This window comes from Gimesia sp., from assembly GCF_048262075.1.
Taxonomy (GTDB): domain Bacteria; phylum Planctomycetota; class Planctomycetia; order Planctomycetales; family Planctomycetaceae; genus Gimesia.
The window spans coordinates 73,643-86,280 of sequence record NZ_JBLXFK010000002.1 but is presented as its reverse complement, the minus strand read 5'-3'; the positions used below and the strand labels follow the sequence as shown (position 1 = coordinate 86,280).

General features: G+C 49.2%; 10 protein-coding genes. 9 read left to right on the top strand and 1 reads right to left on the bottom strand.

Annotation, left to right across the window (positions count from 1 at the left end):
• Positions 1-236 precede the first annotated feature (236 nt).
• From ACN0YH_RS04030 to ACN0YH_RS03990, 9 genes are all read left to right on the top strand, one after another.
• On the top strand, positions 237-1,004 hold the full coding sequence (locus ACN0YH_RS04030; RefSeq protein WP_417378274.1) for a hypothetical protein: 768 nt from the start codon (positions 237-239) through the stop codon (positions 1,002-1,004).
• 151 nt (positions 1,005-1,155) lie between these two features.
• Entirely contained in the window at positions 1,156-1,689 is a 534-nt protein-coding gene (locus tag ACN0YH_RS04025; protein ID WP_417378273.1) for a hypothetical protein, read from the top strand.
• 51 nt (positions 1,690-1,740) lie between these two features.
• Entirely contained in the window at positions 1,741-2,613 is an 873-nt protein-coding gene (locus tag ACN0YH_RS04020) for a hypothetical protein (protein ID WP_417378272.1), read from the top strand.
• 322 nt (positions 2,614-2,935) lie between these two features.
• Entirely contained in the window at positions 2,936-5,992 is a 3,057-nt protein-coding gene (locus ACN0YH_RS04015) for a GAF domain-containing protein (RefSeq protein ID WP_417378271.1), read from the top strand.
• Positions 5,993-6,200: 208 nt separating this feature from the next.
• Entirely contained in the window at positions 6,201-6,977 is a 777-nt protein-coding gene (gene tam, locus ACN0YH_RS04010) for a trans-aconitate 2-methyltransferase (protein ID WP_417378270.1), read from the top strand.
• Positions 6,978-7,004: 27 nt separating this feature from the next.
• Positions 7,005-7,337: a hypothetical protein gene (locus ACN0YH_RS04005; RefSeq protein ID WP_417378269.1), complete on the top strand. Its 333-nt coding sequence runs from the start codon at positions 7,005-7,007 to the stop codon at positions 7,335-7,337.
• Positions 7,306-7,992 carry a phytanoyl-CoA dioxygenase family protein gene (locus ACN0YH_RS04000; protein WP_417378268.1) on the top strand — a complete coding sequence of 229 codons (687 nt, stop codon included), beginning with the start codon at positions 7,306-7,308 and terminating at the stop codon, positions 7,990-7,992. The genes ACN0YH_RS04005 and ACN0YH_RS04000 overlap by 32 nt, the downstream gene beginning before the upstream one ends.
• A 150-nt stretch (positions 7,993-8,142) precedes the next feature.
• Positions 8,143-9,057, top strand: coding sequence for a hypothetical protein (locus ACN0YH_RS03995; protein ID WP_417378267.1), 915 nt, complete (start codon positions 8,143-8,145; stop codon positions 9,055-9,057).
• A gap of 302 nt (positions 9,058-9,359) precedes the next feature.
• Positions 9,360-10,244, top strand: coding sequence for a hypothetical protein (locus ACN0YH_RS03990; protein ID WP_417378266.1), 885 nt, complete (start codon positions 9,360-9,362; stop codon positions 10,242-10,244).
• A gap of 65 nt (positions 10,245-10,309) precedes the next feature.
• On the opposite strand, the gene ACN0YH_RS03985 is transcribed toward ACN0YH_RS03990, so the two are convergent.
• Positions 10,310-12,493, bottom strand: a complete 2,184-nt coding sequence (locus ACN0YH_RS03985) for an FdhF/YdeP family oxidoreductase (protein WP_417378265.1) — start codon at positions 12,491-12,493, stop codon at positions 10,310-10,312.
• Positions 12,494-12,638 lie beyond the last annotated feature (145 nt).

Genomic DNA, 12,638 nt, shown 5'->3' with positions numbered 1-12,638 from the left:
ATTAATTCTGAATGCTTCTGAAATTGTTTTTGGACCGATGATCAGTGTGGTATAAGTGTCAGAATCTGTGCTGGTGTGAGAATAGTTCATACGGCGAGACTTCAGTGCAATCTTAATGGTCTAGACCGTGAGCAAAGCCTGTGCAGAACGATTTACCGAAGATGACTTTGCAGAGGCTTCCCTGGAATGGGAATAGGTGGTGTTGATCTTATCTGATTGTGTTTCAGGAGCAATTAATGAAATCTTCTCAGACCATCATCGAAGTCCCGGCGACGCCGGAATATGTGCTGTTGGTGCTGCTGGATCAGTCGCGTCAGTATTGGAGCAAAAGCTCACTTTTTTCCGAGGAAGAAGAAATCCCGGTGACGCTCGATTCTCCACTGGAAACGCTCTGGGACGCCTGCCAGCTCTATGACTCAGGGTTTATATGTTTTTTTACAAAAGACTGGCTGGGGTTGAGTGAGTCAGACTGGACGCAGGCGGTAGCTGGTCCTCAAATGAACACAGTCCGCGATTTTTGTGAACGGATCGCCGCGCGAATGACAATGCCGGTTATTTCCCTGGAGTCTTTTATAGGACGTACCTGTCGACCTGCGTCTGCTTTTCTGGCGGTTCGTTCGCTGTTGCAGGAGGCAGGTGTTGATGTTACGGAAGTTGCTCCCTCGACGTCCATATCGAAAATGACACGGCGGCATCTGGATCTGTTTCTGGGGCCGATCACCAAACTGGCACCCGGGGTTTTGCCTGCAGTGCAGGTGAAAAGACCGGTGTGGGATACGAACTGGATTGGAACAGCGGCTATATTATATTTTCTCATCCTCTGCCCTCTGAGTGTAGGATATGGGACTGCAGCTTATCTGTTGTGTATGTTTGTGTTGGCATGCCTGGTGATTGCTGCCTATGGTACTAAGGAACGTGACCCGGTACTGGTAGAATTCGGGAACCTGCGAACCTTCAGGGATTTGTCAGAACTGATTGCGCAACGTGCTGCGTTTCAAGCGTGAAATCCTGCAGGAATGGGCTAAAAGGGATTCAAAACATTTCGGGAACTGTCAGCTTGATTCGGCTCTGATTTTGTTGCTGATTCTGTTAAGGTTGTAACAGTATCGATGGGGATGGCAGAACGCTGTCTAAAAACTGGCTTGAGAGGATCTGATGAAAAAAGAAGAAGTCGCTTATATTGGCTGTCGGCTGGTCGGGTTGTTTTATGCAATCAAGGCGCTGGAGACTGTGGCATCCTTTGTCATGACGTTTGTGGCGTGGAAGACGGCTTCGGCCCAGTTTTCTACATCGGTGTCCGGCATGTTTTATCTGCAGCTGATGCCTCTGACTTTTTATACGATTACCGCCTGCCTGCTCTGGTTCGGATCGGCGACGATTGTGAAATACCTAATCCCTGACAGTGAAATAAAGCACGCTTCGAAAAGTGTCACCGCGGAACAGGTGCAGTCTGTGGCGTTTTCCGCAGTGGGACTGCTGGTCCTGACGTGGGGGATTGTTGATTTGAGCAACGTGCTGTTTCAACTGTTTCAGTTAAAGAAATCGAGCAATTTTGCCCACATTCCTTTAACTCTGCAGGCAGCGGGGGTGGCGGTTGCCTGTCGTCTCCTGCTGGGATTTTGCCTGGTCTTCGGTTCTCGTGGGCTGAGTGGCTTTTTTTCAAGGTTGCGTCAACCTGAATTACGATGACGACGCGCCCTGTTACTTCGGTGCAGAATGAAACTGAAATACCTGTTACTGATGCTATCTCTTTTTCTTGCCGGCGAAACTGCCGCCATCGCTCAGGTTCCCACGGAATTCAAAGACTGGAAGATGAATTCCGAACAGATGCCTCATCTGCATGAAATCGAGCCAAATACTACTTCGGAGTTGATGTTTCGACTGGGGCATGTGATTTTTGCTTATGAACCCAATGACTGGAAACGCAGAGGCCTGGGTCAGAAACCCGTGAAACTGGAGTCCATGGTACGGGTTGGTAAAGCAGTCACTGCATCGGAACCAGATGCCGCCTTTCAGGCACTGGTCAATCAGCAGTCAGGTCAGAAACAGACCTTTCAGTTTCAAAAGGCATGGCTGGCGCAGTGGGGTGACTCGGGAGATGAGGATCAAGGGGCTTTGTATCAGTGGGTGGTGATCTGGAAAATGTTCCCGGTCTATGGAGGTCTGGCGGAAGGCCCGGAACAGATCTCGGTGCTGGTCGATGCGCAAGGTGCTCTGATTCCGCATGATCGTTATCTGATTGACACGGTTCCGTTACTCTTACCGAAACCTGAGTTTGATCCCGAACAGAATCCCCGCTACCGGAAAACCGAGAGGCCCCGGATCTGGCCCTGTGCGAAACTGAAACTGGAGGCAGCAGACGTAAAGCCAGCGAAGAAGCTGAGTCCATCCGAAATCGAGAAACGTGCGCGGCAGGCCTTTGATAAAATGGTCGAAAGGCTGCATGGGATCTACAAAGCCGAATCGTTTGAGTTTCGGTTTGTGAAGCTGCAGAGAGCGCACTTTAAAGTGATTACCTCCCTGCTGCTGGGGCTATGCTTTATTCATTCTCACGGTTTTGGGCAGTCTGATCGTCTGGCTCCGCGAGCGTACGCTGATTTGATAATCCTGTGAGGAAAAAACCTCGTTTAGCAGGAGTGATGGGGCTCAGCTCAATTGCTAAATAAAACACAGAAAATACTGCTCTCGTAATTTGTTTAAAACAATTTAGACTGTGTCCAGTTTTATTGTAGCGTTTTCAAAGCTGTTTGGCCTGAGTAGATCAGATTGAGAGACGCTCTAGTTAAATGGAATGCGCTCTAGAATTGCTATGATGAGTCTGATATTTTACTATTGAGCATCCGTTAATCAGGGATAATCTAAACAGGCCAGACTGAACACGAAAATGCTTTTTTGTTCGTAGATTTTCTATTAATAAGTAATGGGAAACATCCAGATGAATGATGACGGTATCGAGGTTCTTGCAGAACAAAAGACCTTAAAAGTATTACCTGACATCAAAATTATTCTGGAACTGATCAGCAAAGGGGTATCTCTCAAAGATACCCTGAATACCCTGGTTGACTATATCGAAACAAACAGCAAGGAAATGATTTGTTCCATTCTATTGCTGGATGACGAAAATCAGCTCAGGCATGGTGCCGCCCCAAATTTGCCAGAAGACTATATACGTAATATCGATGGTACAAAAATCGGACCGAACCAGGGGTCATGTGGGGCAGCCGCCTTTAGAAATCAACAGATTGTCGTTGCGGATATCGAAAATGATCCTTTGTGGGAAGAGTTTAAGGAACTGGCGTTAATCTATGATCTGCGCGCCTGCTGGTCCTCCCCGATCCGCTCCTCAACGGGAGCCGTTCTGGGTACCTTCGCCATTTACTACCATAAACCCTGTAAACCAAGTCAATTTCATCTGCAGCTCATTGAGCAGGCTGTGTATCTGGCAGCGATTGCAATTGAACATGCAAAGGTTGAAGAGAACCTGTTGAAAAGCGAACAGGAATCGCATCGACTGCGTGTCCAGTTAACAGAAGCGATTGAATCTCTGACGGAAGGATTCGCGTTGTATGATGCCGATGACCGGCTGGTCATGTGTAATACCAAGTACCGCGAATTCTATCAGGAAAGCGCAGACCTTTTGACTCCCGGTCAACGATTTGAGGATCATATCCGAATCTCGGCTCATCGAGGCCAGATTGCAGATGCGGTGGGGAGAGAAGAAGAGTGGGTTCAGGAACGAGTAAAACAGCATCAGAATCCAAAGGGAAGCCATCGGCAAAAATTAGGAGACGGACGCTGGTTACTGATCTCGGAACAAAAAACAGCAGGAGGAGGGATTGCCGGTGTTCGAACTGATATTACCCGGCAGGTTTTATACGAAGAGGAATTGCGCAGCTCATTTCATTTGATTGAATCCATTCGAAACCTGCTTGAGCATTACATTGTCGATTCAGAGTCCGACCAGGTATTTGAAGACCTGTTACTGACGTTATTGAGTACTTCAGAGAGCGAGTTCGGATTCATTGCTGAAGTCCAGAAATCAGAATCCGGTTCCCCCTGTTTGAATATCCGGGCCAACAAGCGACTGTCTCCCCACATCGAATTGTCGGAACATCACACCATCACACTTTCAACTAAGCAGGAATCCGAATCTCTGAAAGCGTTATTTGACCAGATTATGCGAACTAGAGAAGCGGTGATTTTCAGTCAGCCCACTGAAGAATCGCAACTCGGCAGCCTGGCGCATGAACTGTTTGAAGAGAGGGTGAGTTCTTGTCTCAGCCTGCCGATTTACTCACAGGGAGATTTGACGGGAGTGGTGGTTATTGCAAACCGACCGTCCGGGTACAATGATGAATTTATCGAATTTATTAAACCTCTGTTAGTTACCGGTGGGACTTTATTAAGAGCGCATCGGAATGAGATCATTCGTAAAAAAAACGAAAACGCTTTACAAATATCTGAAGAACGGTTTTCAAAAATATTTCATCTGAATCCGCTGGGAAAGGTGATCATTAATTTCGATACAGAACAATTGAGTGATGTAAATGAGTCTTTTTTAAAGACGTCACAGTATGCACGTGAGGAAGTTATTGGAAAAACAATTCATGAACTCAATTTATTTTCTGACAAAGCACACTGGGAGGAAATTGTCAGGATTGCGCGACAGGAAGGGATGGGGTATGATCAGGAATCAATACTTCAGATCAAAAGCGGTGAAAAACGATCTATCCAATGCTATGCCTGTTTGATTCAGACTGCCGGGGAACCCTTACTGTTAGTCATGTTTAAAGACCTTACCGAGCAGAAAAACGCCGGGGAATTAAACAGGCAACTGCAGATTCAACTGCAGCATGGCCAGAAAATGAAAGCCATCGGTCAATTAGCGGCTGAAGTGGCCCACGAGTTCAATAATATTCTCGTGGGGATTAATATGAATGCAGAGCTGCTGTTGCTGACACCAGAAAATGAATTACCTGCAGAGTATCGAGGACCCTTGCAGGAAATTAAAAATTCCGGTGAGCGAGCTACCGACCTGATAAAGCAGATGCTGGCTTTTGGCCGAAAGAAAGAGCCGAATATCTCGTGGATTAATCTAAACACGATGATCACCGGTAATCAGAATATGTTCCAGCGGATTCTGGGTGAAGCAATTGTTCTCAAGTTGAACCTGGACCCGAATACGAAGCCTGCCTGGGCAGACGAAGCAGAAATCGAACAGGCCTTGATGAATCTGGTTGTGAATGCGCGTGATGCGATGCCTGCAGGGGGAACTCTGATCATCAGTACTAAGAATGTTCTCTTTACTGAAGATCAGATTTCTCGTGAATATGGCACACTTCCCGGATCTTATTCACGGTTTTCAGTGATTGATAATGGTTGCGGGATGTCCGCAGAAACAGTAGAGCAGGTTTTTGAACCATTCTTCACCACCAAACCTGCAGAGATGGGGACCGGACTCGGTCTTTCCACAGTATTCAGAGATATTTCTAACAACGGTGGATTTATTTCGGTGGAGAGTCAACTGGGAGCAGGAACAGAATTCAGAATCTATCTCCCACAGGATCAAGGAAAAACAATAGACGCGCAAAGTGTCGCTCCCCCTGCTTCCCAGGATCCGATTACAGGCGGTACCGAAACGCTCCTGGTCTGTGACGATGAGGAACCAGTGCTGACTGTTGTTTCTGCGTTACTGGAAAAATTAGGATACTCCGTCATCAAGGCGTTGGGGCCCCGTAAGGCAATCCAGGCTGCCAGATCCCATATGGGCAAAATCTCACTGTTATTGACTGACTTTAACATGCCGGATATGAATGGGCAGCAACTGGCAAAACAGTTAACGCAGCAGGATCCTGAATTGAAAGTCCTCTATTTGTCCGGGATGACGGGAAAAGTTCTACAAGATATCGACGATTATGAATTGATCCAAAAACCGGCCAAGATCGGTCTATTGGCTCAGAAAATTCGAAATGTTCTGGGGGATATCAAATGAACCGGTATCTGAATTCAGCATGGTGACCAGTCCGTGATGAAACGGTGGGAATTGGAATTTTATATTATTAAAGGTATTTCCTTCCGCATTCGACTCCGGCTGTAAGCGAACCTGCCATCCATAATCGTTGTCCTGTTGATGTTACGGGAAATAACAAACTGAGGGATCAGAGTTTGTATATATCAACGGCGGCTGAAGGGACCAGGGAATGCCTGTCTGGGATGCGGATCAGTATTTGAAATTTCAGCGGGAGCGTACTCAACCTGCGATTGATCTGGCGGCACGGGTGCGGTTGGAGACCCCAGAACGGATTGTGGATGTGGGCTGTGGTCCGGGGAACAGTACAGCAGTGCTGGCCAACCGTTTTCCGCAGGCGGAACTCAGCGGGCTCGACAGTTCGATAGAGATGCTGAAGACTGCGCGGCAGTCCCATCCCGAGATTCACTGGTTCCAGGCGGATCTCGCCAGCTGGAAACCGGAGGAGAAGTATGATCTGCTCTTTTCGAACGCTGTGCTGCAGTGGGTGCCTGACCATAAGGCAATCTTTCCCCGTCTGATGAGCTTTCTGAAGCCTCATGGCGCGCTGGCAGTGCAGTTGCCCGCGCATTATGACTCTCCCCTGCACCGCTGTGTGGTCGAGGTCTCTCAGCTTCCAGGCTGGCACGATCAGACTGCAGAGGCCCGACAGGCGCTGGGCTGTGAATCGTGTTCTTTTTATTATGACTTACTTTCACCACTGTCTGAGGAAATCGATCTCTGGGAAACCAAATACATCCACATCATGGAGAGTGTAGAATCGATTCTGGAATGGTTCCGCGGGACGGGGCTCAGACCTTATCTGGAAGCGTTACCCGATGATCGTGAGCGCGCCCGTTTTGAAGCAGAGTTACTGGAACGCTACCAGGCCGCCTATCCGATTCAGGAAAATGGCAAGGTACTGTTTCCGTTTCGGCGGTTATTTATTGTGGCGTATCAGACTGCTTAACTCAATTTCATGAAGATGGTGAATCCGATGTCTTATTTGATACTGTTCTTTCTGTGCCTGCTCTGGGCTATTGGTAATCAGTGTTTCAGTCGCCTGGGAATGAAACGGGGAATTATTAGTTTGACGGGAGTGACGTATCTGAGTTTTCTGACCAGTTATCTCGCAGGCCTGTTATATAATTATAGCCTGGATCATACGAATCGATTTTCCATGACGATTCTGATATCGTATCTACTCGTAGCGACCATGATCAGCTTTTTCATGGTGACGTTATCGTTAATCACGGTTTACCTGATTCCACAAGAAGCTTCACGGACCGAATTTGTAAATGAATGCCAGACTGGATGCGGACGGCTTTGAATTGCTGCACCGGGCGATGAGTTCCGAACCGTTGGTGGAGTTACAGTCGGTTCTGGAAGCAGCCCCGCAAACTGCATTTCGCCAGCGAAGAAACGGCTCTACGTATGCAATCCGGAATGTGCACCTGGAGTTGCCTGATCTGCGTCCCCTGCTGGAACGGGGCTTTCTTATTTCATTGGCGAATGAAATCCTTAAGTCGCCAACCACTCTGGTGAGTGCGACGCTGTTCGATAAACAGCCGGGAGCGAACTGGTTTGTGCCGCCGCATCAGGATCTGTTCGTGCCGATTGCCGGTACAACAGATGATCCCCGCTGGACCAACTGGTCAACCAAAGCGGGAGTACGATATGTCGAGCCGCCAGTCGAAGTGCAACGGGAACTGCTGGCGGTTCGATTACATCTGGATGCCTGCCCGGGCGTGAATGGGGCACTGGAAGTGGTGCCCGGCAGCCATCGTAAACGCTTGAGTGAAGATGCGGTGGCAGAGTTCAATGAAGAGGCGTTTGAAGTCTGCCCTGCTGGTCCCGGGGAGGTACTGCTGATGCGGCCTCTACTGGTGCACCGTTCCCATGCAGCGAAACTTCCAGAGCGCCGCCGGGTGCTGCACGTGGTTTATTCTGCAGCGGTGCTGCCCAAAGGGCTGGAGTGGACTTAAGTCTTTAGGACGCACCTGGTTTTTAGTGAAGTCTGTTGAATAACACTAAATCAACTCTTGTGCTGTTCATATGATTCTATTCAAATGTTGTGATGACAGGTGACGCGATTTGCAGCAAATTGATTCATTGAAAACAGTCAGGGAAACAGAGTGAAAGCCCAATACAATCTGGATGATGCAACTCATGATGCGAAGCAGGCTTCCATCGCTGCCTTTATCTCAGCGGCTATGAGTGTATTAGTCATCGTAGCTGCGATGGCCTCTTCTGCTGAAGGCGCATTCGGACCATTTGCTGATCCGGTTAACTTCATCGATGTTGCCCTGGTGGTGGCGTGCGGGGTGGGTCTCCGATTCTATTCCAGAACTGCCGCAGTCACCCTCGTTATTTATTTTATTTTGGCAAAAATCTTTATAATGCTGGAGAACGGGCGACCTTCGGGGCTTCTGTTTACCATGATCTGGCTCTACTTCTACTGGAAGGGCATCCGAGGCACCTTTGCCTACCACCGTTTAAGAAAAGAGGCGGATTCCAGTTATCGGTCCACACCTGTCTCGTTTTACTATTTTGTGATTCCTGTCGGGGGGATTGTTCTGAGTTTAATCATACTGGGAGTAAGCTTGTTCGGACTTGGAATGCTGGCTGAAAGTGGAGCCTTCGTCTCTTCTGAAGTGACAGCAGGAGACAAGCTGTCAAAAAGCGACTTACAGTTGCTTCTGGATGAAGGAATCATCAGGCCGGATGAAACCGTGCTTTATTTTTATTCGACGGGGCTGACTTCCATTTCAGACGACGGGAATCTGCTGACTGATAAACGTGTCATTTCGTATGAGAGAATCGAGGGAGTATTAGAGGTCTACGCAGCGAAGTATGAAGATGTGGCAGAGATCGTTATTGTTGAAGCAGGAAATTTTATTGATGATACGATCGTCGAAATCAATACGACGGATGACGATGTATTTCTCCTGTTCCTTTCTCCCCTGGAAGAAGGTGATCAAACCTTTATTAATGAACTCCGCCGCAGAGTTCAGTCGAAGCCGGTCAAGGCGAAACTGCCAACACTGTAAAGAACACAACAAATCTGAAGCATTGATTCTCATTAAGATTCTGGCTTTATTTCAGGTTAATTATGACAGATGACGAGCGACAACTGGAAACAAAAACAAAACGGGAACCTGGCTTAGAAGTACCGGTGAGCTGGCGACGCTGATGCCGAGCCTTTCCTATATATTGATCATTTTTGGGTTTCATCTGGTCTGTGCAGCGGTGGCCGGTCATTTGTGCAAGGGAATCGGTTGGGGGGGGGCCGAAAAAACACGAGCAGCCCTGCTGGAAACTCTAAGTTTGCTCATATAAGAAAGTAACAGACATGGGAAGTTGGGGAGCCGGGCTCTACTCGAATGATATTGCACTCGATCTCAAAAGTGCTGTTGCTGCAATTGTGAAACTCCCCTTCGAGTCAGAGCAATTAATCAAAATGCTGGCGGAAGCGTTTCCTGAAGAAGCCGGCCGGGAAACGAATGAAGAGTATACTACGTTCTGGCTGGTTCTCGCGGACCAGTTTCATAAGCGGGGCATTGACTGTCCGGATGTGGTTTCTCGATCGCTTAAAATTATCGATTCCCATTCAGATTTGCAGATGCAGGAATCGCTGGGGATGGATGCGAAAGAGCTAAAGAAGCGAGAGAAATATCTACAGAAATTACGAAGTAAACTGTGTCAGCCGGTCATTGAAAAGCCCCGTAAAACTCTGAAAAAGCCACAACCGCTACTCATGAAGCAGGGAGATGTGATCCTGTTTCCCGTGTCCTCAGATGGGAAATCGATTAATAGTTATTATACGGAGAGTGAGTTTCAGAAACTTAACTGGAATCAATCTAACTGGGGGGCTGCAGTAATTGTCGATTGTGGGCATGTGTTTGAGTATCTCGCTTATTATTGTCCCATAATCCAGATGCGGTGTCTGGAAGATAACAGGAAACCGACTCTGGATATGTTAGAGGGAGCAGTGGGATGGCGCCTCGCCCCGGCAGTGACATGTAACAAAATCCATTTTCGACGGATGAAGATCGATATTCTCGCGAACATCAAGTTGGATGAGAAAAAATTACAGAAACAGTTTCCGACGATCCCCAACGGTATTTATGCCGCAGTTAATGATATTTCAATTTGTAATGAACTCAATATCTATGCGGGACCCTGGTGGAAAGATCCTGCTCAGATCGAGTTTTTGAAAGAGATCGTTGCCAACTGATAAGATCCCAATTGGTTAAGCGTTCTTAAACCAACTAAAAATAATGTGGACGGGATGGTGTGATTTTAAACCGTCGCCTCCACTTCCAGTGTGACCCGTGTGGATTTGAAACCGGGGGTTTTGGAGAGCGGATCGACGGTGTGTGGAACCAGGATATTCGCTTCAGGATAATACATCAGGGCGTTGCCCGCGCGGACGTCGAATTCGCGGACCAGGATGTAAGGCATCTCCCCTGCTTCGCTCTTTACCTTGACCCGCTGATCGGGTTTGAGCCCCAGGCGCTCGATGTCGGCCCGGTTCATCAGGATCACGTCGCGGCGTTCCTGGCCACGGTAGATGTCTTCGTCATCATAGACGACGCTGTTGAACTGGCCTTCCGAGCGGACCGTCATCAGCCTTAACTGATTGTCATCCACGGGGATCTCGGGCAGCGGGATGGCGTGGAACTTTGCTTTGCCGCTTTCCGTGGGGAATTGGTATTCTGTGACCGCACGGCCGGTGACGTGGAATTCCTTGTTGGATTCAATCGTCTGATGCATGTTTTCGTAGCCGGGAATCAGGTCGGCAATCAGTTCGCGGATGGCGGAATGGCTTTCCAGTTTCTTCCAGTCGATGCGGTTATCGCCGGCAAACAGTTTCTGGCCGATGGCAGCGAGGATGGAGACTTCGCTGCGGGGGCCTTCATACCGGGATTTCCCGCCGTCACTCATGCGGACGTAGCTGAACATCGACTCCTGCGTGGTCGACTGCGGCTCTTCATCGCGCGGCAGGACGGGGAGAATCAGTGTCTCTTCGCCGGTGCCCCAGACATGACCCGTATTGAGTGTTGTCGAAAGATACAGGATCGTTTTAATGCGGCTCATTGCTTCGAGTGCGTATTTCGTATCGGGGTTACTGCCGAAGAGGTTCCCTCCCAGGCAGAATGCAAAGTCGATCTCGCCGCGATGGGAGGCTTCCATACAGGCCATCGTGTCATAGCCGGGTGTCGTGGGAACCTGAATGCCGAGTCGACTCTCCAGGCGCTCGAGCATGGCCTGTTTCAGACCTGGTGTCACGCCGACCGACCCGAGACCCTGCACGTTGCTATGCCCGCGGATCGGCATCAGACCCGCCTGGCGGCGACCGACCATGCCTCGCAGCAGAGAGACATTCGCAATCGTCTGCACACTATTTGTGCCATGCAGATGATGCGTAATGCCCATACACCAGCCGATGACGACGTTTTTGGCGGAGATATACTGGTCGGCGATCTGTTGAATGGTTTCGCGGTCGACGCCGCTCTGGGCGATGATGTCGTCCCAGCTGGTCTGGATCACCTGTTCCTGAAAGGCTTCAAAGTTCTCGGTATGAGCAGCGATGAAGCTGCTGTCGTGAGCGTTTTGTTCGAGAACGATTTTGGCGATACCGGTGAGTAAAGCCAGGTCCCCGCCGACATGCGGCTGCACGTACATGGAAGCGATGCTGGAACCGAACAGCAGACTGCGGACATCACTGGGAACTTTGAAGTTGACCAGCCCCAGTTCTTTAACCGGATTGATGACGATGACTTTACCACCCCGCCGCCGGATTTCCATGAAGGCTTTCATCAGTCGCGGATGATTGGAGGACGGGTTGGCGCCGATCAGGATATACAGATCGGTGTGTTCCAGGTCTTCAAGTTTGATCGTACCCGCTCCAGTGCCGATGCTGGAGCCTAAGCCGACACCGCTGGCCTGATGACAATAGTAGGAGCAGTTGTTGACATAATTCGTGCCCATCAGGCGTGACATCATCTGGAACAGGAAGCCGGCCTCATTGGAGGAACGACCACTGGCGTAGTAAAACGCCCGCTCGGGGCCAGCTGCTTTCAGGCGGTCGACAACCAGGTCCAGGGCCGCATCCCAGGAAATGGGTTTGTAATGTTTTTCTCCGGGAGAAAGCAGCAGTGGTTCGGTCAGTCGGCCGCTGTATTCGAGTTTGCGGGAGTTGAAGGAACGTAACTGGTCGAGATTGTGTTTGGCGAAGAAGTCGGATGCGACTGCGGGCTGCATGTCGGAAGCCATTGCCTGAAATGATTTCTTGCAGACTTCGGGGAACAGTCCTGCTTCGTTAACCATGCCCCCTTTTTGTCCGCCCATCCCAACAGCGCAGGTTTTGCAGGCATTTTTGGAACGCATGGACTTCCAGAGTTTCCACCAGCCCACCCGGTTTGCCAGAGTCAGACTGTATTTAATCGCTTTCCAGCCGCCGCCGCTTCGTGGAGCTTTCACTTTACGCCTTCCTTTGTCGTTTTTCAGGAGCACACTGCAGTGAACCGTTTCAAATTCAGCTGAACTCAATTTTCACACTTTTGTCAAAATCTGAAACCAATTCAAGTTAGGTCGAGTATATCCAAATGAATTTATGCAATCAACG

Excerpts from the sequence above, each read along its gene's own strand:
- ACN0YH_RS04005 (WP_417378269.1), top strand. The coding sequence starts at position 7,005 with ATGTCTTATTTGATACTGTTCTTTCTGTGCCTGCTCTGGGCTATTGGT.
- ACN0YH_RS04020 (WP_417378272.1), top strand. The coding sequence starts at position 1,741 with ATGCTATCTCTTTTTCTTGCCGGCGAAACTGCCGCCATCGCTCAGGTT.
- ACN0YH_RS04025 (WP_417378273.1), top strand. The coding sequence starts at position 1,156 with ATGAAAAAAGAAGAAGTCGCTTATATTGGCTGTCGGCTGGTCGGGTTG.
- ACN0YH_RS03990 (WP_417378266.1), top strand. The coding sequence starts at position 9,360 with ATGGGAAGTTGGGGAGCCGGGCTCTACTCGAATGATATTGCACTCGAT.
- tam (WP_417378270.1), top strand. The coding sequence starts at position 6,201 with ATGCCTGTCTGGGATGCGGATCAGTATTTGAAATTTCAGCGGGAGCGT.
- ACN0YH_RS04015 (WP_417378271.1), top strand. The coding sequence starts at position 2,936 with ATGAATGATGACGGTATCGAGGTTCTTGCAGAACAAAAGACCTTAAAA.
- ACN0YH_RS04000 (WP_417378268.1), top strand. The coding sequence starts at position 7,306 with ATGAATGCCAGACTGGATGCGGACGGCTTTGAATTGCTGCACCGGGCG.
- ACN0YH_RS04030 (WP_417378274.1), top strand. The coding sequence starts at position 237 with ATGAAATCTTCTCAGACCATCATCGAAGTCCCGGCGACGCCGGAATAT.